19 protein-coding genes, 2 tRNA genes and 1 pseudogene are annotated in these 19,176 nt (G+C 65.3%); 7 read left to right on the top strand and 15 right to left on the bottom strand.

Features of this window, described 5'->3' with window-relative positions:
* Positions 1-69: 69 nt before the first annotated feature.
* From NO363_RS12105 to NO363_RS12115, 3 genes are all read left to right on the top strand, one after another.
* A complete protein-coding gene (locus tag NO363_RS12105; RefSeq protein WP_256685416.1) occupies positions 70-699 on the top strand; it encodes a uracil-DNA glycosylase in 630 nt (209 codons plus the stop codon).
* Between the two features lie 39 nt (positions 700-738).
* On the top strand, positions 739-1,164 hold the full coding sequence (locus tag NO363_RS12110; protein ID WP_256685417.1) for an HIT family protein: 426 nt from the start codon (positions 739-741) through the stop codon (positions 1,162-1,164).
* Positions 1,165-1,319: 155 nt separating this feature from the next.
* A complete protein-coding gene (locus tag NO363_RS12115) occupies positions 1,320-2,174 on the top strand; it encodes a transcription initiation factor IIB (RefSeq protein ID WP_256685419.1) in 855 nt (284 codons plus the stop codon).
* 1 nt (position 2,175) lies between these two features.
* On the opposite strand, the gene NO363_RS12120 is transcribed toward NO363_RS12115, so the two are convergent.
* The 4 genes from NO363_RS12120 to NO363_RS12135 form a co-directional block, all read right to left on the bottom strand.
* On the bottom strand, positions 2,176-6,195 hold the full coding sequence (locus NO363_RS12120; protein WP_256685420.1) for an LAGLIDADG family homing endonuclease: 4,020 nt from the start codon (positions 6,193-6,195) through the stop codon (positions 2,176-2,178).
* 58 nt (positions 6,196-6,253) lie between these two features.
* On the bottom strand, positions 6,254-7,804 hold the full coding sequence (locus tag NO363_RS12125) for a sulfatase family protein (RefSeq protein WP_256685421.1): 1,551 nt from the start codon (positions 7,802-7,804) through the stop codon (positions 6,254-6,256).
* A gap of 163 nt (positions 7,805-7,967) precedes the next feature.
* Positions 7,968-8,384: a group I intron-associated PD-(D/E)XK endonuclease gene (locus tag NO363_RS12130; protein ID WP_256685422.1), complete on the bottom strand. Its 417-nt coding sequence runs from the start codon at positions 8,382-8,384 to the stop codon at positions 7,968-7,970.
* Between the two features lie 38 nt (positions 8,385-8,422).
* Positions 8,423-8,495, bottom strand: a tRNA-Pro gene (locus NO363_RS12135).
* A 121-nt stretch (positions 8,496-8,616) separates the two neighbouring features.
* Here NO363_RS12135 and NO363_RS12140 point away from each other — a divergent pair.
* Positions 8,617-8,892, top strand: coding sequence for a pro-sigmaK processing inhibitor BofA family protein (locus tag NO363_RS12140; RefSeq protein WP_256685423.1), 276 nt, complete (start codon positions 8,617-8,619; stop codon positions 8,890-8,892).
* On the opposite strand, the gene NO363_RS12145 is transcribed toward NO363_RS12140, so the two are convergent.
* Together NO363_RS12145 and NO363_RS12150 are read right to left on the bottom strand one after the other, a co-directional pair.
* Positions 8,889-10,946: a DEAD/DEAH box helicase gene (locus NO363_RS12145; RefSeq protein WP_256685424.1), complete on the bottom strand. Its 2,058-nt coding sequence runs from the start codon at positions 10,944-10,946 to the stop codon at positions 8,889-8,891. The genes NO363_RS12140 and NO363_RS12145 overlap by 4 nt on opposite strands.
* Before the next feature lie 40 nt (positions 10,947-10,986).
* Positions 10,987-11,361: a cupin domain-containing protein gene (locus NO363_RS12150; protein WP_256685425.1), complete on the bottom strand. Its 375-nt coding sequence runs from the start codon at positions 11,359-11,361 to the stop codon at positions 10,987-10,989.
* Positions 11,362-11,437: 76 nt separating this feature from the next.
* Between NO363_RS12150 and NO363_RS12155 the strand changes: the two genes are divergently transcribed.
* On the top strand, positions 11,438-12,622 hold the full coding sequence (locus NO363_RS12155) for a CBS domain-containing protein (RefSeq protein ID WP_256685426.1): 1,185 nt from the start codon (positions 11,438-11,440) through the stop codon (positions 12,620-12,622).
* On the opposite strand, the gene NO363_RS12160 is transcribed toward NO363_RS12155, so the two are convergent.
* A complete protein-coding gene (locus NO363_RS12160) occupies positions 12,619-13,344 on the bottom strand; it encodes a competence/damage-inducible protein A (RefSeq protein WP_256685428.1) in 726 nt (241 codons plus the stop codon). The two genes, NO363_RS12155 and NO363_RS12160, sit on opposite strands and share 4 nt — an antisense overlap.
* 101 nt (positions 13,345-13,445) lie before the next feature.
* Positions 13,446-13,517: transfer RNA gene (locus NO363_RS12165), tRNA-His, on the bottom strand.
* Positions 13,518-13,616: 99 nt separating this feature from the next.
* Between NO363_RS12165 and NO363_RS12170 the strand changes: the two genes are divergently transcribed.
* The gene (locus NO363_RS12170) at positions 13,617-14,069 is read left to right on the top strand and encodes a DUF5814 domain-containing protein (RefSeq protein WP_256685429.1); all 453 of its coding nucleotides are present in this window, start codon (positions 13,617-13,619) and stop codon (positions 14,067-14,069) included.
* Here NO363_RS12170 and NO363_RS12175 read toward each other — a convergent pair.
* From NO363_RS12175 to NO363_RS14165, 4 genes and pseudogenes are all read right to left on the bottom strand, one after another.
* A complete protein-coding gene (locus NO363_RS12175) occupies positions 14,066-14,476 on the bottom strand; it encodes a DUF8146 domain-containing protein (protein WP_256685430.1) in 411 nt (136 codons plus the stop codon). The two genes, NO363_RS12170 and NO363_RS12175, sit on opposite strands and share 4 nt — an antisense overlap.
* A 68-nt stretch (positions 14,477-14,544) precedes the next feature.
* Complete coding sequence (locus tag NO363_RS12180; RefSeq protein WP_256685432.1) at positions 14,545-15,138, bottom strand: RPA family protein; 594 nt, start codon at positions 15,136-15,138, stop codon at positions 14,545-14,547.
* Complete coding sequence (locus tag NO363_RS12185) at positions 15,135-16,040, bottom strand: replication protein A (protein ID WP_370525595.1); 906 nt, start codon at positions 16,038-16,040, stop codon at positions 15,135-15,137. Before NO363_RS12185 ends, NO363_RS12180 begins: the two co-directional genes overlap by 4 nt.
* 150 nt (positions 16,041-16,190) lie before the next feature.
* Positions 16,191-16,373 (bottom strand): annotated as a pseudogene (locus NO363_RS14165) (replication protein A); the annotation flags it as partial.
* A gap of 139 nt (positions 16,374-16,512) precedes the next feature.
* Here NO363_RS14165 and NO363_RS12190 point away from each other — a divergent pair.
* Positions 16,513-16,788: a DUF7091 family protein gene (locus tag NO363_RS12190; RefSeq protein WP_256685433.1), complete on the top strand. Its 276-nt coding sequence runs from the start codon at positions 16,513-16,515 to the stop codon at positions 16,786-16,788.
* Positions 16,789-17,200: 412 nt separating this feature from the next.
* Here the strand turns inward: NO363_RS12190 and NO363_RS12195 are convergent, their stop codons facing one another.
* Genes NO363_RS12195 through NO363_RS12205 form a run of 3 tightly spaced genes read right to left on the bottom strand, consistent with a single transcriptional unit; the run spans position 17,201 to position 19,171 of the window.
* A complete protein-coding gene (locus NO363_RS12195) occupies positions 17,201-17,884 on the bottom strand; it encodes a Dph6-related ATP pyrophosphatase (RefSeq protein WP_256685434.1) in 684 nt (227 codons plus the stop codon).
* Positions 17,884-18,669 carry an SDR family oxidoreductase gene (locus NO363_RS12200; protein ID WP_256685435.1) on the bottom strand — a complete coding sequence of 262 codons (786 nt, stop codon included), beginning with the start codon at positions 18,667-18,669 and terminating at the stop codon, positions 17,884-17,886. The genes NO363_RS12195 and NO363_RS12200 overlap by 1 nt, the downstream gene beginning before the upstream one ends.
* A gap of 22 nt (positions 18,670-18,691) precedes the next feature.
* Positions 18,692-19,171: a Tfx family DNA-binding protein gene (locus tag NO363_RS12205; RefSeq protein WP_256685437.1), complete on the bottom strand. Its 480-nt coding sequence runs from the start codon at positions 19,169-19,171 to the stop codon at positions 18,692-18,694.
* Positions 19,172-19,176 lie beyond the last annotated feature (5 nt).

The raw sequence follows: 19,176 nt of genomic DNA on the forward strand, positions 1-19,176 counted from the left end.
GCCTGTCGAACCCACGCAGGCGGGTCCACTGACCGGAACGGACTCAAACCGGCCGGCCCCACACTCGCCATGCCCGACTATCCCGATCCCGACTCGAAAAACGTCCTCGCGCCCGGCTGTGAGCGCTGCCCGGCGCTCGCGGACGCCCGCGAACACATCTCGTGGGGCAACGGCTCGCTCGACGCGGAACTCGTGGTAGTCGGCGAAGCACCCGGTGCCGGCACGCCCGAGGCGGAGCTCTGGAAGGGCGGCAACTGGACCGGCATGGCCTACACCGCACGTCACTCGGGCCGAAAGATTCGAGATCTCTTTGCCGACCTCGGCTTCGACAACGACGATCTCTACTACACGAACGCCGTCAAGTGCTTTCCCGAGGGTGAGGACGGGTCGAACCGCGAACCCACGAGCGAAGAGCGGGCGAACTGCCGGCCCTATCTCGAAACCGAGATCGAGGAGATCGAGCCACGTGCCGTCGTCGCGACCGGCAAACACGCCACGACGAGCCTGCTCGCGACCGAGGGAAAGAGCATCGACGGTTTTCTCGACTCGATCCTCGAACCGGTCGCGCTCGGGAGTCTCGAAACGACGCTCGTGCCGGTTCTCCATCCCTCCTACCAGGCCGTTTGGCTCTCGCGGCTCGATTACACCTACGAGGGCTATCTCGACGCCATCGCCGAGACGCTCGCCGGGGTCGAGTGACGCCAAACCTTCTTGCTCCCCGCACGCGAGGTGCCGGGTATGTCGAACGATTGCCCGTTCTGCGGGATCGTCGCCGGCGAGATCCCCGGCCGCATCGTCTTCGAGACCGACGACGTGACCGCCTTCCTGGATGCGAACCCGCTCGCGCCCGGCCACACGCTCGTCGTGCCGAACGACCACCACGAGCGACTCGCCGACCTCCCCGAGGAACTCGCCCGCGAGGTCTTCGCCGTGCTCCACCGATTGACACCCGCCGTCGAGACGGCCGCCGACGCCGACGGCTCGAACGTGGCGTTCAACGATGGGCCGGCTGCCGGCCAGGAGGTCCCCCACCTCCACGGCCACATCATCCCCCGGTTCGACGACGACGGCGGCGCGCCGATCCACGTCGTCGCCGGCGACCGACCCGACCTCACCGAGGACGATCTCGACGCCATCGCCGAGGAGATCCGCGACGCTCGATAGCGCCAATCGTCCGCGGACCGTGATCGTTCGTCGAGTAACTGCCTCTCTCCTCTGAGCGAACGGTGGCGAGCTGTCCCTGCGTTTCTGTTCCGATCGCTCTAATAATTTTACTCCGTAGGAAAATTTTAAATAGCATGCATTACATCGTCACAGATATGAATTCAACCGAATCGTGTCCAGAATGTAATGGGCGGTTGGACGACGCCGGCGAGGAGACGTACTGTCGCGACTGCGGACTGGTCATCGGCGAGGATCGCGTCGATCGCGGCCCCGAGTGGCGCAACTTCGAAGATGGGCCGGATCGGAAACGGACGGGCGCACCGCTGACCCGTTCGCGCCACGATCGCGGCCTCTCGACGGAGATCGGTCGTTCGACCCGTCTCACCGGCCGAAAGCGTCGTCTGTTCGCGCGTTTGCGCCGCCAGCACAACCGCACACGAATTTCCTCGCGCGCCGAACGCAATCGTGTCTACGGGTTCACCGAGGTGCGGCGCATGGTGGGCGCGCTCGGCCTCCCGGACTCGATCCGCGACCGTGCCTGCGTGCTCTTCGAGTCCGCACAGAACGAGGACCTGCTGCGCGGACGCTCGCTCGAAGGGTTCGCCGCCGCGGCCGTCTACGCCGTCTGTCGTACCGACGCCCTCTCGCGCACGCTCGCCGAAATCGGTGCGGTCGCCAAAGCCACACGTGACGAGCTCACCACCGCCTACGACGCCCTGAATCGGGAACTCGGCCTACCGACCGGTCCGATCGATCCCGAGGAATATCTAGCGCGCTTCGCGAACCAACTCGACCTCCCGAACGGGATCGAACGCAGGGCACGCGCGCTCGTCGAGAAGAGCCACGAACTCGGGCTGACCAACGGGCGCAATCCGAGCGGCGTCGCCGCGGCCTGTCTCTACACCGCCGCGAGCGAACACGACCACGCACTCACACAGCAGTCGGCCGCCGACGTCGCTGGCGTGACGCCAGTGACGCTCCGAACGACCTACTACGACCTGCGGGAGTGATTTAGGTGGTCCGCAGGTGGTCGGTCTGTGGCTCGTACACCTCGCCCTGCCGTCTGAGCTTTTCGAGTTCGTGCTCGGCCTTCGAGCGCTCCATCCCGGTCTCCTCGGCGCGATCGAGCACCTCCTCGATCGGCGCGCCGGCATCGTACTCGTCCTCGATGTCGGTGATCAGCGCTTTCATGTTCTTGATCCGGTCACGCTGGCTCTTCGAGGTGCCCGTCTCGACGATGTCGGCGTCGAACTCGCCGGTCTCGGGATCGACGCCGATGTCCTTGAGACACGAACGGACGATCTCGATGACGCGCTCGGCGTCCTCCAGTTCGACCGTGTCGGCGAGCCGGACGCGCGCGGAGGCCTCGCCCAGCCTGACGAGTGCCTCCAGTTTCCGCGCGGTCACCGGGACGGGCGCGTCGTCGTCGGAGCCCTCCGCTCGGAGATCGACGTAGAAGTCGCTGATCGCCTCTTTGGCCTCCTCGGTCATCGTCGGATAGCAGTTGCGCTGTGCGTAGGCGATATACTTCCGGAGGAGGTCGGGTTCGATCGCCGGGGCCACGGTGTCGGTGACGGCGTCGACCTCCGACTGGCTGACGTTCGCCGTGGTCTGTTCGGTCCGCTGGGTGTTGAGTTCGCCCGCGTAGTTCGTCCGCAGGATGTGCTCGGCGAGATCCTTGTCGTGCTCGGGGTCCGGATCGTCGGTGACGGTGAAGATGAGATCGAACCGCGAGATGAGCGCCGGCTCCAGATCGATCTGCTCGCCGATGGATTCGTACTGATCGAACCGACCGTATTTCGGGTTCGCCGCACCCAACAGCGAACATCTCGATTTGAGCGTGGCGTTGATCCCGGCCTTCGAGACCGAGATGGTCTGCTGTTCGAGCGCCTCGTGCATCGCCGAGCGGTCCTCGGAGTTGTGCACCACCATGCCGTTGGCCACGAAGTTGTGGGTTCCGTCGACTGTGAGGTCATACACCTTGGGTTCGCCGCTCGTCTCGATCGCGTCCAGCAAGCGCTCGGCTTCACTGCGAACGGCCCGAATTCGGTCGAACGCGGCCGTTTCGACAGCCGAAAACCGATCCGTCTCGACGACCCCATTGAACCAGCGCGAGACGGTCGAGGCGTCGACATCGAGATCGTCGGCGAGATCGGCGAACGAAATCCCGTGGCGATCGAGTGCGTTCCGGAGGGCGTCCCACGTACCCCCGGATGGCTCGGTCGCCAACAGCTCGTGGGCCGTCTCGACGCTGTCCGTGATCGAACAGCCGAGCAGATCGGCGAGGTCGCCGCGCAAAAGCCTCGTCCTGTCCGTTTTGGTGTCGGCAGCCGTGGTTTCGACTGCGGCGACGCGCCGCCACTGCACGTCGCCGCGAACCAGCGATCGGAACGGTTCCAGATCGGTGTCGGCGACCGTCGCGACGCGGTCGGACAGTCGATCAGCCACGACGGTTCGAAGCCGGTCACTATCGCCCCACTCGCGGGAGATTTCCTGTTGGGTGTACGCGGTGCCCGCCGCGAGTTCGGCCTGGGAGACGTGATAGCGCTCCGTGATCGCGGCAAGGGTTTCCCAATCACGGTCACTGGTCAGCCGTTCGACGGTGGCGTCAGCAGCGGATTTGCGCTCTTCGAACGAGTCGAGGACGGTGCGAGCCAACCGGAGCGAGATATTTGCGTCGCCGTTTTCGAAGCTGCAGTAGGTAGCGTCGACCAGTCCACATTCCGACTGGTGAAGTCGAAGCGAGTCCCGAAGGTCGGCGAGCACGTCACCACAGTCCGGTAGCACGTCGATGATGGTCCGATCGCCCGACGCCGCTGCACGAACCGATTCCAGTGCGGACTGCTTGCGATCGAGCGTGAACCCGACGTGCCGGGCGAACGCATCGATCGAATTCGCGGCCGTGATGGCGAGCACGTACAGATCCCGCCCGGAATCGCGCTGACGCGTATGGATTTGGCTCGTCACCGAGAACTCCAGCAGCAGGCTCTTGACCCCCAGCAGCAGCTCGTAGCTCGACGAGGCGATCCTCACGTTCCCGGTGTGCGTGTCGACGGTACCCTCGCTGTCGGCCAGCGCCCTGACGAACGCAGCCTTCGTGGCGGGCGGCGCGTCCGTGACGCCCTCTGGGAACGCCTTCTCGTCGTAGGTTTCGAGATTCATCCCGGCATCCAGGACTGCATCGGCGTACTCGCGACCGATGACCCGAACGGTCTCGACGCCGTCGGCACGCTGCTCGCTCGGCGGACGCACCGGCTGTGCGTCGAACGCCGCACGGGAGACCTGTTCGAAATCCGCCAGCAACTCCGCCTCGCTGTTGGTGAAACGGATGCCGTACACGCCCGCATCGCGGTCGTAGTAGACGTTGCCGTCGCCGGAGAGATAGCCAAGCACCGCACCGAGAGCCGGCGGCGGCCCCGTCCGTTCGCTCCCTGATCGGGGTGTTGCGGCGACGGCTCCACCGTCGGTCGCCGGTTGGGGGAGCCGACGCGGAACGTACACCCAATCGCCGGCGTCGAGATCGGCCGCCGGCTTCTCGACACGCTCGCCGCCCTCGAACACGAAGAACGGGTGGTCGTCCGTGGCCGTGAGCTCCTCGCCCGACTCGGTGCGGACCGTCGTCAGTTCGTCCGGGGCGTCGTACTCGTGGATGGCCGTCACCGGACGATCGACGAGCTGTCCGTCATCGGTCATCGTCCACGCGTCGAGATCCACGTCCCGTATCGTCCGACCGTTCGAGTGATGCTCGATCGTCCCCTGCTCGCCGGCTTCGCGTGCGAGATCGCGGATACGCGAGATGCGCCCATCGCCGAGATGGACGAGCGTATCGCCGGTCACGCATCGCATTTTATCAAGTTCGTCGACCGCCGCGATCCCCTGATCGGCGAGCACGAGCGCCCCGGCTTCGAGCGTCCACTGCTGACCCTCGCCGAAGTCGTCGCGCACCGCAGCCGCCGTCAGTCCCGCGCTCGACGATCCCTTCCCGGAGGTGTAAACTGACCGTGGGGCGATATTTCTGATATACTGAAGCATTACGGACTTGCCAGTACCCGGGTCGCCGATGAGGAGCATGTGGAGGTCGCCACGGATGCGCGAGCCGTCCGGGAGGTGTTTGGCGACGCCCGAGAAGAGTTGGAGGATCATCGCGAGTTTGGCCTCCTCGTAGCCGTAGATCGAGGGGGCGATCGAGCCGACCATCTGCTCGTAGATGTCGTCCTCGGCCGAGAGTTCGACGATGGCGCGCTTGTCGGCCTCGGAGATGTCCATGTCCTCGAACTGCTCGTCCTCGATCTCGACGGTCACGCCGTCCATGAACAGATCGAACATCGGCGAGGCGTCTCTCCCGGACTCCTGCTGGTCGAGATGGAGTACGCCGGTGACGCGGACGTGATCGCCCGCCGTCACCTCGCCGGTGATGTCGTCCTCGATGTGGACGTCGATGTTCTGTGGGGTTTCGCCGCCGCGCAGCCCCTCCGGACTCTCCTGAACCCTGAGTTTCTGTGCGTCGACGAACTCCGACTGGTCGAAGTTGATGTCGAACGGTCCCTGGCGCTCACAGCCCTGACACTCGTGGGGTTCCTGGAAGTCGCCACCGGTCTGTGGGATGCGAGTGAGCGTCCCACAGCGCTGACACTCGAAGGCTGCTTCGGTGATCTTGGGCCTGACGTCCGTGGCCTTCCTGACGATGCCCTGCACCGCGAGCAGCTGGCCACGGTGGCGCGCTCGGATCTCGCGGATCTCGGTCGGTTCGTCCAGCCCGCGGATGCGGACGTGCGCGCGTCCGAGACCCACGTCGACGGGGAGATCGTAGAGCCGTAGCGCCTCCTCTGCGTACTCCTGGAGCTGATCGGGCTGGGAGCGGTAGTCGTCGGCGAGATCCGAATCGAATCGGTAGAGGTCACCCCAGTCGATGAACAGCGACCGCCGTTCGTTCGGATACTGCTGGGCGAGCTCCCCGATCTCGTTGCGGTAGTAGTTGCGGTAGAACTCCTCGAAATCGTCGATCAGATCGGCGTTCTCCGCACGAGCCATTGGCGATGGGTAGTGTGCTTTCGCTCAAGAACCTTCGCAACGCGCAGTGAAAGTGGAATCAGCCGTTCCCTTGCGAACCGAAGTCGTCGGGGATCGTCTTCGGTTCGTTCGGCGGCCGTTTGCGGTCGTTGCTGTTGCGGCGGTCGCGCTGGAGCGGGATCGGCGTGCCGCCGTCGGATTCGATCCAGTCGAACAGTCGGTCGTGCATCGCATCGCGGCGGTCGCGGTGGTCGTTCCCGTGGATGAGGTTTCGCTGTTCCAGCGGATCGGCGTGGAGATCGTACAGTTCGTTCTGCACGGGGCCGTAGTACCAGATATACTTGTACCGGCCGCGGCGCACCCCGAACATGGTCGGATGCTTCGGAACGCCGCCCCAGTACGACTCGTAGAACGGCCCCGGACGCCCCGAGAGTTCGTCGCCGACGAGCGCCGGCAGGAACGACCGGCCGCTCACGTGCCCGGGGATCGACTGCCCGGCCGCGTCGAGGAACGTCGGTGCGAAATCGACGTTCGATATCTGCGCGTTCACCGTCGTTCCGGGATCGATCATCCCCGGTGCGTACGCGAGCAACGGCACGCGGACCGAACTCTCGTAGGCGGTCTGTTTGCCGACCAGTCCATGCTCGCCGAGCGTGTACCCGTTGTCGCTCGTGTACAGCAGCAGCGTCGAGTCGGCCATCCCCGATTCGTCGAGTCCGTCCATCACCGTGCCGATGCTGTCGTCGAGCGCCAGCAGCGTCTCGCTGTACCGGCGGTAGAGTTCGTCGAAGCCGAACCGCCCGCCGAAGAGGTAGTTCACGCCACGGACGCCGTTTCGCTGTCGGCGCACCCAGTCGGGCTTGCCGGCGTAGGCCTGCTTCGTGTTGGCCATCGTCTTCGGATACGCGATGGGTGCGTTCGCGTACCGACTTCGGTGGCGCGGTGCGGGCCGAAACCACGCGTGGGCAGCCTTGTGCGAGAGAAACAGGAAGAACGGCTTCTCGCCGTCACGGCTGTCGAGCCAGTCGCGGGCATACTCGGTCAGAATATCGGTGATATACCCCTTGCGCTCGACGCGGTTGCCGTCGACGTTCAGTATCGGATCGAAATACCGGCCTTGTCCCTCGAAGCTGACCCAGCGGTCGAACCCGGGGCGTGGCTTCGCGCTGTCGAGCTGGTAGGTGTGCCACTTGCCGATGTAGGCCGTCTCGTAGCCCGCGTCTTGGAGATATCGGTGGAAGAAGCGAACGTGATCGGTCTTCGAATGCTGATTGTCGACGATGCCGTGCTCGTGGGCGTACTGGCCGGTGAGGACGGACGCGCGCGAGGGCGCACACAGCGGCGTCCCGACCGATGCGTTCCGCAGATGCGCACCCTGCGCAGCCATACGATCCATGTTCGGTGTCTCCAGGAACTCTGGCGTTCCTGGCGCGTTCATGAAGCTCATGAAGTCGTACCGGTGGTCGTCACTGTGGATGAACACGAGATTGGGGTGCTCCTCGTCGCCGCCCGGGAGTAGATCGGTGTTCGAGCCACAGCCGCTGAGCAGCCCCGCCGTCCCGAGCCCGCCGAGCGCCTTCATCGCGTGTCGACGACGGACCCCGGCGGTATCGCTCTCCGAGTCGGTCATGAATCGGGTGGGGCGGAACGAGACGATGGCTGTGAAGACGGCGATGCCATTGAACGTCGCACTATCTGCGCGGAACTACCCCTGCCGGCCACTTATTCGTTGAGGCCAACGAGGCCTGGCTACCGGTGGCGATTCGGCGAGAAGTGGAAACCGTACGGATGGACTATCCCGGCGGCCAGTTGGCGTCGAACTCGTACTCTCCGGCCCAGTTGATGCTCGGTTTCACCTGTTTTGGCTCCTCGACACGCAGCGACATCTGTGTCTCGAACGCATCCTCTCGAATCCAGTACATCCGCTCCAACTCGTGGCAATAGACGAGAAAGAAATCGACGTCACCGTCGTACGTCTGGTAGACGTTTCCGCTTGCATTCGTGTGTTGTGACTTTCCGTGAAAATTCACCGTTCCATCGGCCATCCAGCCAGTTTTGATCTGTACCTTCAGCAAACTGCCGGCCGGTGTCTCGGCGACGATATCGTACCGCTCGTTGTCTCCGAATGGGATCGAAACCGGGATCTCGCGTCTTTTCAGTTCGGCGATAACGAGCGCTTCCGTGAGATCGCCCTTTCGATGGGAGTCCATACCCCCTGCTTTCGCTCGTACTGTAGCAAAAACGTTAGTGGGACCGCGCGGATTTGAACCGCGGTCACGACCACCCAAGGGTCGAAGTATACCAGGCTAACCCACGGTCCCGCACACGAACTAATGGACGCCGGCGAATAAACCCTTGCGTTTCCCGTCGGAGAGCGGCCGAAGCCTCACATCCACAGACGGAGTACGGAAGGCCTATACCGCGCTCGTGCGAGGGTCGCGCATGGTCACGGGACTCGAACTCGCGGCTCTCGCAGTCGCGCTCGTCCTGCTGTTCGGGGCTGCGCGCATCTTGCGGGCGGTCAGGCCGCTCGTCGTCAACGCGGTCGTCGGCCTGCTCGTCTTCCTCGCCGCCAGCTGGTTGGGCATCGGCGTCGAGGTCAACTGGCTCACGCTCGCGGTCGTCGCCATCGGCGGGCTGCCGGGCGCGGTGCTCGTCGTCCTGCTGTCGGTGTTCGGGCTCGCGTTCACGCCCGACCTCGTCGCCCCGCTCGTCTAGCTCTCCTCGTCACGCAGTTCGATCTCGGCCACTGTGTCGTAGGGGTCCTTCCCCCTGCGAATCCCGTCGAGCATCGTGAACGCCGCCTCGGGTTCGAGGAAGTGTCGCGTCACTACTCGGCCCAGCGGGGTGGGCGAGAGCCCGTCGATGAACTCGTAGTCGAGGAGTTTGCCGACCGCGTGTTTCATCGGCACGTCGCCGACCATCCGCTCGGTCAGCGCCTTCGCACCCGCGCCCGCCACGGTGACGTTCGCCAACACCTCCTCGACGGCGCTGGTTTCGTCGTAGCGCATCGCCACGGGCTCCATCTCGCCCTTGAGCAGTCGGAACGCCGTCTCGTCCTCCGAGCCGGGCATGCTCGAATGGTAGCTGCCGTCGGGCTCGACGAGGACGTAGACGACGCCGCGATCGTGGTAGTCAGGCCGTCCCGCACGGCCGAGCATCTGGTGGAACTCCTGGACAGTGAGCCACTCGATGCCCATCGCCAGCGAGTCGAAGATCACCTGCGAGGCCGGGAAGTCGACACCGGCCGCGAGCGCGGCGGTCGTCACCACTGCGGCGAGGTCCTGGTTCGCGAACTGGCGCTCGACGGATTTGCGCCGCGAGTAATCCAGCCCGGCGTGGTAGGCCGCGGCATCGTACTCCAACTTCCGCGCGAGTTGGTGACAGCGCCGTCGCGAGTTGGTGAAAATGATCGTCTGGCCGCGATAGCCCTGCGGGGATTTCCGGTCGAACTCCCGCCGGACCAGTTTGTTTGCCACGCGCGCTTTCTCTTGGCCATCGGCGAAGGTGACGTGGCGCTCGATCGGCACGGGCCGCTCCTCGAACTCGACGAGGTTCGCCCGGAGCTTTCGGGCCAGCCAACCGGGATTGCCGACCGTCGCCGAGAGATAGAGCCACTGTGTGCCCGCGTTCTTTCCGTTCCCGCCGGCATTCCCGTTGCGGTTCTCACAGTAGCCCTTCAACCGGGCGATGAGACCGTCGAGGCGGTGGCCGCGGTCGTCGTCCTCCAGCGTGTGAACCTCGTCGATGACGACGGTGCCGATGTCGCCGAGATCCTGACCCACCCGGAGCGCGTGGTCGATCCCCTCGTAGGTGCCGACCACGATGTCGGCGTCGGGGTCGAACCGCTCGCCGTCGTCCCGGACGCGGCTCGCACCGACCCGGATCGTGACGTCCGCGAGATGACCGTACTCGTCCCTGAAGTCCTCGTATTTCTGGTTCGCGAGCGCCACCAGCGGGACGAGAAAGAGCATCTTCCCCTCGCCGTCGAGTAGGCGATCGAGACCAGCCATCTCGCCGATCAACGTCTTGCCGGTGGCGGTGGCGCTCACCACGAGCTGATCGTCACCGTCGAGCGCGCCGTTTTGCACTGCGAGGCTCTGGACGGGCAGAAGGGTCTCGAAGCGATCGTCGAGCAGGCTCTGCATGCCGGGATGGAGGCCGAGCGATTCGACGGGAACGGGATCCACGGCCTCGGTCGTAGCGCTCATCTCGTCGAACTTCGTGAGGTCGGGGTCGAGCTGGCCCGAGAGCAGATTTTTCACGCGTTCGAGATTCTGGACGTCGAGCAGCAGTTCCTGGAGCCGGTCGGCGGCGGTGCTGGAGACGTCGTGATGGGCGAGTTCGGCGTCGAGTTCGCGGCGCGCGCAGTCCGGACAGATCTGCTCGCCGTCGGCTTCGATCGCCGTCTCGCTCGTGACCGGCGAGTAGCGCCCGGCGCTCGCGCAGTACCGACAGGTCCGCACCGTCTTGGCGTCGAGCTGGTAGCCGTCGAGCATCCGCTCGATCCGCTCGCGCTGCGCTCGCCCCGTCTGTTGGGAGATTCGGATGCGATCGGCACGCCGTGCGAGTTCGACGAATCGATCGGGAGCCAGCGGCTCCTCGCCCGACTCGTGTCGCCGGGCGAACTTCGCGGGTCGCGGTCCGGCGTCGGTCGTCCCGAGCGTGAGACGTGCCGATAGCGAGCGCTCGCCGTCGTTCGAGACGGCAACGAGATAGTCGTCGCCGACGCCGTGGACGAACAGCGTCCCGACTGCGACCTGCTGTGACACTAGCTGTGACTACGCGAGCCGGCTATTTCAGTCGCTCGCACTACTCTTCGAGCTCGATGGCGTCGTCACCGTTGGGCACCGCACAGATGAACGCGCCCTCCTGCTCGCCCTCGTTGCGGTACCAGTGGACGACGCCGGCAGGGATCAACAGCGAATCGCCGGCGCTCACCGTGTGCTCCTCGTCCCCGATGCCGACCGTGTATTCGCCCGAGAGAACGTACTGCTCGTGTTCGACCTCGTTGGTGTGTTTGGGCACTCGGCCCCCGGCCGCGAGCGTGAATCGCCGGATGGCGAAGTTCGGCGCGCCACGCGCCTCGTCGATGAGAACACCCTTTTCGAGGCCATCGGCCGCATCGACCGGCTCGTACTCGATTCCGTCGGCCCGACGCAGCAGTGCGTCTGTCTGTCGGCTCATGGCGTTCGTCGGGCCGCCATCGGGGTAAACCCGCCGGCTGGGATGGGCTTAAGGGACTACCCGCCGTAGTCGAGCCATGCCAAGCTTCCGGGTCGGTTCTATCGCGGGCATTCCCATCAAGCTCGGACTCTCCTTTCTGCTCGTGCTCCCGCTGCTCGCGTGGCTCATCGCCTCGCAGGTCGGCCAGCTCGTGGTGTTGATGAACACCACGTTCGGGACGGGGCTGCCGGGCGCGGCGCTGTCGGCGGGCACGATGCCCTATATCCTCGGCCTCGCCGCTGCTCTCGGCCTCTTTGCGGGCGTCATCCTCCACGAGCTCGGCCACTCGGTCGTGGCGATGCGCTTCGGCTACGACATCGATTCGATCACGCTCTGGTTTCTCGGCGGCATCGCCCAGATGGCCGAGATGCCCGAGGACTGGCGTCAGGAGTTCGCCGTCGCCGTCGCCGGGCCAGTGGTGAGCGTCGCCCTCGGGATCGTCTCCCTGGGTGCCTTCCTCGTCGTTCCCGAGGACCTGTCGGGTATGCGCTTCGTGATCGCCTATCTCGCGCTGTTGAACATCGCACTTGCAGCGTTCAACCTCCTCCCGGGCTTTCCGATGGACGGTGGGCGCGTGCTGCGCGCGCTGCTCGCACGCAATCGCACGCACGCCCGCGCCACGCAGATCGCCGCCGAGGTCGGCAAGGGGTTCGCCTTCCTGCTCGCGCTCGTCGGCCTGTTCGCCGGTGCCATCCTCTACGTCGCCATCGCCTTCTTCATCTACATCAGCGCCGCGGGCGAGGCCCAGCAGGCGGTGACGAAAGCCGCCCTCCAGGGTGTCGTCGTCGAGCGGGTCATGACCCCCGCGGCGGACATCGACGCCGTCACGCCCGAGACGAGCGTCGCCGATCTCGTCGATCGGATGCTCACCGAGCGCCACACGGGCTATCCCGTGCTCGACGACGGCGAACTCGTCGGGATGGTCACGCTCTCCGATGCACAGACCGTCCGCGAGGTCGAACGCGACGCCTACCGCGTCGGCGAGGTGATGAGCCGCGATCTCTACACCGTCCCCGAGGACAGCGACGCGATGGACGCGCTCTCGACGATGCAGTCGAACGGCGTCGGCCGACTCCCCGTGCTCGACCTCCGCGGCGAGTTCATCGGCCTCGTCTCCCGGACGGACCTGATGACGGCGCTGACGATCCTCCAGTCGAGTGGGATGGAATCGACGACTGACACCGCCACCCAGTCGCCGCGTTCGCCCGACGAATCGTTCTAGCTGTCGGGTTCCGGTATCGTCTCGACGCGCGCACGCAGCCACTCGGCCGCCGCGTCGAGTTCGTCGTCGCTCTCGCCGACGAGTTTGAGTCGGTTGTGGCCCGCTGAGCGGTCGGGATAGCAGCCCACACTCACGTCGAAGCGCTCCTCGGTGGCGGTGAGGTCGGGGATCAGGTCGGCTTCGGGCGTCTCGGTGTAGAACATTCGCGAGCGCACGTCGCCTCCGAACGCCTCCGCGACGCTCTCGTACATCGCCTTCATCTCCTCGGGAATGCCGGGCAGGACGTAGACGTTCTCGATCAGACAGCCGGGCGCGAGGCCGGGCTCGTTCAACAGCGCCCGACTGCCCTCGGGGACCGACGCCTCGGCGTCGACGTCGATCGCGATATCCTGGTAGCTCTCGCGGAGAGCCGCGACGCGCCGTTCGACCGCCTCGCGTGCGCGCTCGTCGACCGCGAGCGACCGATCGAAAGCGTCCGCGACGGCGTCCATCGTCCGATCGTCGGGCGTCCCGCCCAGCCCGCCAGTGACGATGACCGCGTCGAACGCGTCGGAATACTCCGCGACCTTGCGGGCGATGAGTGAGCGGTCGTCGGGGATGACGAGTACCCGCGCGACGGTCGCCCCACGGTCGGTGAGTCGGTCGGCGAGCCACGTTGCGTTCGAATTCGCGGTATCGCCGGAGAGCAGTTCGTCGCCGATGGTGAGTAGTGCGACGTCCATTGGCGAAAGGAGGGTGAGCGGACGGATAGCACTTCGCTGTTAGCCCCGGAACACAGCAAATGAGATTGAGGACTCAATGAATAGTATAAAATTCTGAAGTAGTCCGGGTGCGAGAATCGAACCCGCGTCTCAGCCTCCACAAGGCTGAAGGATGACCATTACCCCAACCCGGACACGCAGTTGCCTCTATTCGGGCGCGAATAAAGTACGTTACGACTCCCGCCGATCGGTCCGCGAGGCTTTTGCCGCTCTCGCCCCAACTCCCGGCAAGCGTGGCCATTACGGACAAGATATACGTCAAGAACCACCGCCGGATCGGCTCGCAGCTCGAAACGCGTATTCCACGAAGCGCGTTCAGCGGTGCGACCCTCGACCTGCTTTACACCGGTGAGAACCTCGCGAAGCTCGACGATGCCACCCAGGAGCGCGTGCTCGACTTCGCCGAGGACTTCCTCGACTGTGACTGCGAGTCGAACCCCTACTGTGGCCACCCCGAACGCAAGTTCGTCCAGTATCTGCTCGATCTCCGCGCGGGCGGGCTCGGCGCGGAGGCGATCGTCGACATCATGAGCGACGACTATCTCGTGACCGCCTATCCGGGCGACGTGCTCTCCTTTCTCGATAACTCGGTGCGCACGCTCGACGCGATGGAGGATCTCGCGAGCGTCGAGAAAAACCGGGAGATGGAGCGCCGAGTGGGCGAGCGAAAGCGCGATCTGCTCTAACCGAGTCGGTACGGCTCTTCCTCGTCCTCGCCATCGAGCTCTTCGAGCTGGATCACGTCCTCGCCGTCCTCTTCCTCGTCGAGGCGCTGACTCAACTGGGTGACGTACCGGCGATGTTCGTCGAGCTGGTCGCGGAGATGGTCGGCTTCGAGTTCGAGGCGCTCGTGCTCGCGAACGTAGCTCTTGGGCACCTCGACCTTCGGCGGAAAGCTCGACGTCTCCACGTCGCCGTCGTCGACTTCGTGCTCGGGGACGACCTCGACCTGTCCGTCGTGGGCAACCAGCATCTCGACGTAGTTCCGAAAGACCGCCGACAGCGAGATATCGCGCTCCTCGGCGATCTCGCGCAGCGTCTCGAAGGCGTCCTCGTTGACGCGAAAGGAGATCGTCTTGTTCTTGTTGCCCATCTCGACGCCGAATTACGCCTCCGAGAACTTAGGTCTTCGTCAGACGATCGAACGACGAGCGCCGGCGATCAGTCGCTCTCGGCGGCGACCTCGTCGTCTTCTTCGAGGCTTTCGAGCGCCGACACCGCCTCGCGGCGGTAGTTCTCCAGCGGCAGGTCGTACCGATTTTCGGCCATCCGGGCGTACTCGTTTGTCTCGTCCTCGAAGGCCTGGATCCGCTCGATCGTGCGCTCGGCGGTCTCGACCACCCAGCGATCGCGCGTGGCGGCGTCGACGACCGTGATCGACTCCGGCCGGACGGCGACGTTCGTGTCACCGTCGTCGGTCTCGTAGGTCCGCGGTTTGCCCGCCACCGCGACGTACTCCGGGGGCTCGATCTCCCGGAGCGCGCTCGCGGCTTCGGGCTGGTACTGGCCGGCGTAGACGTAGAAGGTCCCGGTCGGGTCGACCACGCGCCCCTGCCAGTATTCCGAATCCGAGCCGACGTCCTCGGTCTCGGTCAGCGTGCCGACGAAGAAGATCCGATTGGCGCGCGCGCCCGTCGGCAGGAGGAGGTAGACCGGCGCGCGCTCCTCGTCGCTCTCCTTGAACGTGTCGCTACCGTCGCTGAACTCGCGGGCGAAGACGCGTTGTGCGACCTCGCGGGTGGGTGCGCCACTCATAGCGACCTCGCTTTGATCAGCGTTTCCTCGGCATCGGCCGGCCCGCCGAGTACCTCGAACTCGTTGGCGAGCACGTACCGCCCGAGCGTCGGCCCCTCGACGCGGTAGTAGCTCCCCAGGACGTCGTCACGGATCTCGTCGGCGACGACGGTCGTATCGAGTGCGTCCATCGCCATCTCCTTGGCCTCGTCGAGGTCGATCCCCGCGAGCTCCTCGGTCGCCTCCTGATTAAAGATGGTCTCGTGGACCTCGTTGCCGTCGTCGATGACCGCCTTCACGCGGAGGTCGAACTCACCCTCGACCTCGCCGTGCTCCGAACAGCGCCCGTTCTGGAGCACGCGCGTGCAGTCGTCCTCGGGACAGCGCTTGATGAGCCCGCTCCCGCGCTGAATGTCGACGAGTGCGCCCTCGACGGCGATCGCGTCGTCACCGACTTCGAGCTCCTCGTCGAGCTCCTCGATACCCGTCGTGCGATTGAGTTTGACCGAAAACCGCCCCTCGTACTCGTCGGTCACGAGGTTTTCGAGCCGGTAGACGCCTCCCTCGTCGAGTTCGGGGAGGTCGGAGGTCGCCCATTTGGTGAACTTGATCGTTCCCGAGGGATCGCCCAGCAATCCGACCTGGGCGATCGACTCGCTCCGTGGTTCCCAGAGCTGGCTCACTTTCGCCGTCAGATCGACCCACTCCTCGGGCGTGTCTATCTCGGTGATTTCGCGCTCCTCGCTCGTCCCGCCCGACTCCGGCACGTCGATCTCCTCGTCGACTTCGTCGATGCTCGTGGTCCGGTTGAGCTTGACCGAGAACCGTCCCTCGTACTCGTCGGTCACGAGGTTTTCGAGCCGATAGGTGCCGCCCTCGTCGAGTTCGGGGAGATCCGACGTCGCCCACGCGGTGAACTTGATCGTGCCCGTCTCGTCGCCGAGCAGGCCGACCTGTGCGACCGACTCGCTCATCGGCTCCCAGAGCTGGAGCACCTCGACGGTGAGATCGACCCACTGCTCGGGCAGCTCGATGCTCTCGATCGTGCGCTCCTCGCTGTCGCCGCCGAGTTCCTCGCGATCCATGTCCGCCTTATCGAGGTAGCTGCTCGTGACGCTTCGGCGAGCCTCCTCGGCGGGCACTCTGTACTCGTTGACCAGCGTTTCGAGGCGCTCTTCGACCTCCTCGACGCTGATATCTAGTGTATCGGAAAACTGGTCGTGTATCTCGGTCGCGTGCTGTTGTACGTCCGTCATTGGGTGTCCTGTCTCCGCGTTGTTTTCGATGGGAGACAGTCGTCGGTTGGTGCCCAATGATATAAAAAGTTGTGCGAGCGGAGTGAAACTGATTCCGGATGGCGACGGGCCTTTGTAGCGCGCCGTCCGATCCACCTGCATGAGCGACGACGGTTCGATCGCGCGCTTTCTCCACTCGGCGGCGCGCGCCGTGGGCCGACGGTACGCCGAATCGAAGCGCGCCTACAGCGATGGCCAGACCCGCGCCGACAGCGATGGCCCGTACGACGAACACGCCCGCATCGTCTGCCGACGTTACGCGCAAAAACGCACCGTCGTCCTCGACGGCTACGAACCCGACTGCTTCGAAGCCGGCCATCCCGACTGTGAAGGCTGTCTCGAAGACGTCCGCGAAGGCACCGTCGAAACCTGGTAATCCACTTTTTTCTGTGCTACGAGACGGCGAAGCCGTCTCGGCATGACGAAAGGCGCGGAGCGCCTTTCGGACCACGTCGGGTGCGCGCGGGCGCACCACTCCTTGAAAAACCTGGACTAAAAACCTCCGCTCACTCGCCTGCGGCTCGTTCGCGGTGAACCGCGCTCGTTCCACTCGCGCGGATACAAGCTACCCCGCTACCACACCGCAACAGCCCACATCCCTCCCCAACCGATTCGCTCGTTCGTTTCACTCACTCGGTCATCCACCGTCAGAACGGAGTTCTGACGAGCCTGCACTCGCCATGCTCGTGCAGACCTCGCACAGTGTTCGCGCTCGGTGCTCACTTCGTTCGCACACGAGCGCGAGCGCGCGCCGACCACTCCACAACCACAAAAACGACGACCATCGTTCACGGTTCGGGTTCGTTCGGTACCAGCAGTTCACAGTAGTGAAACTCGCCGTCGCCGACCGGTCGCGTGACCGTCTCACCGGTCGTCACGTCCACCGGCTCGTCGAAAATCGGGCCATCCCGGACGAACGTGTGGAACTCGCCGTTCTCGCCACAGGGATCGACATCGTCGGGGAGACCCGCGAGGAACTCCGCATCGAACGCCCGACCGGCAAACGAGCGGTCGAACAGGTCGCCATCGACGGAGACGACCGTCGCTTCGAATCGATTGGCGAAATCGGCCGCGAGCGCTGCCGTGTCTCGCCCCCAGAGCGGCCAGTAGCCGTCGAGATCGGTGTCCGAGAGCTGCTCCTCGCGGTAGGCCCGGATGTCGTCAAGCAGGAGATCGGCGAAGGCGATGCGCTCGATACCCCGGTTCGCATGGTTCTCGATAGCCACGGCCATCGCCCGCTCGTAGGCCTCGTTCGTCGGATCGGCCGGGAGTTCGACGAACTCGATCGGTAACCCCACTGCCGCGGCCTGGCGCTCGTAGAGCTCGCGGCGCACGCCATGCATGCTGCTCCTGCCGGTCTCGGCCCCGATCGTCGTCAACAGTCCCTCGACGCGGACGTCCTCGTCCCGTCGCATTTCGTCGAGTGCGTAGGCGGCGTCCTTGCCGCCGCTCCACGACAGGATCGTCCGCATCAGCCTCGCAACGTACCGCCATCGACCGGGAGCGCCGCCCCAGTGATGAAACTCGCCCGCGCGCTCGACAGGAACGCCACCGCGTCGCCGAGTTCGCGCGGCTCACCGACCCGTTCGAGAGGGATGCCATCGGACCAGTCGGCCAGCCCCTCTTCGTAACTGTCGTACTCGCCGCGCTCGACGCCGGCCTCGACGAGTTCCTCGATGCGCGGCGTCTCGTGACTGCCCGGCAGCACGGCGTTCGCACGGATGTCGGGCGCGAACTCCCGCGCGACGGTATCGACCACGCCCGTGACGCCGCGCCGGACCGCGTTCGACAGGACGAGCCCTTCGATCGGTTCCGCGACGCTCGTCGAAGTGATGGCGACCCACGTGCCGGCGTCGCTGGCTTCGAGATGCGGATGGGTTGCCGTCAATGTCCGGACGACACTCATCACGAGCAGATCGTACGCCGCGTACCACTCTTCCTCGGCGATGTCGAGGAACGGTCCGCTCGGCGGGCCGCCGGCCGACGTGACGAGGTGATCGAGCCCACCGAACGCCGCGACCGTCTCGTCGACGAGTCGTTCGACGTCGTCGCCGTCGGTGATGTCCGCCTCGACCGCGAGCACGTCGCCCGTTCCTACACCTGCGACGGTTTCGCGCGCTGCGTCGAGTGTGTCGGCGCTCCGCCCGCAGAGCGCGACGTTCGCTCCCGCCGCGGCGAGCGCTTTTGCACTCGCGAGTCCGAGCCCGCTCGTACTCGCCGTGACGAGCGCCGCGTTGCCGTCGAGTTCGAGATCCATACTGGCTCGACACACGCCCAGCCTATAGCTCCTGTTCCTGGATCGCCCCGTCGTGACGCACCCGCACCTCACCCTCGCGGGTGACGCCAACCAGCAACGACTCCCGGACCTCGCGACCGCGCACCGCCTCGCCGGCCCGCTCGCCGATAGCGTTCATCAGCTCCGGCGCGGTGTAGTTCACCTTCACGCCGGCCTCGTCGCAGGCGTCGTAGATCTGCTGAGGAACGTCGTAGAGGTCGGTCTCGGCGGCTACCGGAACGCGAACCGGCGCTTCGAGCGCGTCGACGAACGCCACGGTCTCGCGGGCGCGCGCGACGTTTTCCCGCGCACTCGCCTCGATACCGGCGACGTTCGCCCGCGAGGTATCGAGGCGCTCGGCGATCGTCCGCTGTTTCAACCCGCGCTCGCGCAGCACCAACACTGTCGCTTGGCGGCGCGTGAGCACGCTGGTCGCCGGATCGAACCCGATCCGTGAAAGAACGTCGTCCACCTCGTCGGCCATCGGAC

This window comes from Halococcus qingdaonensis (assembly GCF_024508235.1).
GTDB lineage: Archaea > Halobacteriota > Halobacteria > Halobacteriales > Halococcaceae > Halococcus > Halococcus qingdaonensis.

Excerpts from the sequence above, each read along its gene's own strand:
- NO363_RS12105 (WP_256685416.1), top strand. The coding sequence starts at position 70 with ATGCCCGACTATCCCGATCCCGACTCGAAAAACGTCCTCGCGCCCGGC.
- NO363_RS12110 (WP_256685417.1), top strand. The coding sequence starts at position 739 with ATGTCGAACGATTGCCCGTTCTGCGGGATCGTCGCCGGCGAGATCCCC.
- NO363_RS12115 (WP_256685419.1), top strand. The coding sequence starts at position 1,320 with ATGAATTCAACCGAATCGTGTCCAGAATGTAATGGGCGGTTGGACGAC.
- NO363_RS12120 (WP_256685420.1), bottom strand. The coding sequence starts at position 6,195 with ATGGCTCGTGCGGAGAACGCCGATCTGATCGACGATTTCGAGGAGTTC.
- NO363_RS12125 (WP_256685421.1), bottom strand. The coding sequence starts at position 7,804 with ATGACCGACTCGGAGAGCGATACCGCCGGGGTCCGTCGTCGACACGCG.
- NO363_RS12130 (WP_256685422.1), bottom strand. The coding sequence starts at position 8,384 with ATGGACTCCCATCGAAAGGGCGATCTCACGGAAGCGCTCGTTATCGCC.
- NO363_RS12140 (WP_256685423.1), top strand. The coding sequence starts at position 8,617 with ATGGTCACGGGACTCGAACTCGCGGCTCTCGCAGTCGCGCTCGTCCTG.
- NO363_RS12150 (WP_256685425.1), bottom strand. The coding sequence starts at position 11,361 with ATGAGCCGACAGACAGACGCACTGCTGCGTCGGGCCGACGGAATCGAG.
- NO363_RS12155 (WP_256685426.1), top strand. The coding sequence starts at position 11,438 with ATGCCAAGCTTCCGGGTCGGTTCTATCGCGGGCATTCCCATCAAGCTC.
- NO363_RS12160 (WP_256685428.1), bottom strand. The coding sequence starts at position 13,344 with ATGGACGTCGCACTACTCACCATCGGCGACGAACTGCTCTCCGGCGAT.
- NO363_RS12175 (WP_256685430.1), bottom strand. The coding sequence starts at position 14,476 with ATGGGCAACAAGAACAAGACGATCTCCTTTCGCGTCAACGAGGACGCC.
- NO363_RS12180 (WP_256685432.1), bottom strand. The coding sequence starts at position 15,138 with ATGAGTGGCGCACCCACCCGCGAGGTCGCACAACGCGTCTTCGCCCGC.
- NO363_RS12190 (WP_256685433.1), top strand. The coding sequence starts at position 16,513 with ATGAGCGACGACGGTTCGATCGCGCGCTTTCTCCACTCGGCGGCGCGC.
- NO363_RS12195 (WP_256685434.1), bottom strand. The coding sequence starts at position 17,884 with ATGCGGACGATCCTGTCGTGGAGCGGCGGCAAGGACGCCGCCTACGCA.
- NO363_RS12200 (WP_256685435.1), bottom strand. The coding sequence starts at position 18,669 with ATGGATCTCGAACTCGACGGCAACGCGGCGCTCGTCACGGCGAGTACG.
- NO363_RS12205 (WP_256685437.1), bottom strand. The coding sequence starts at position 19,171 with ATGGCCGACGAGGTGGACGACGTTCTTTCACGGATCGGGTTCGATCCG.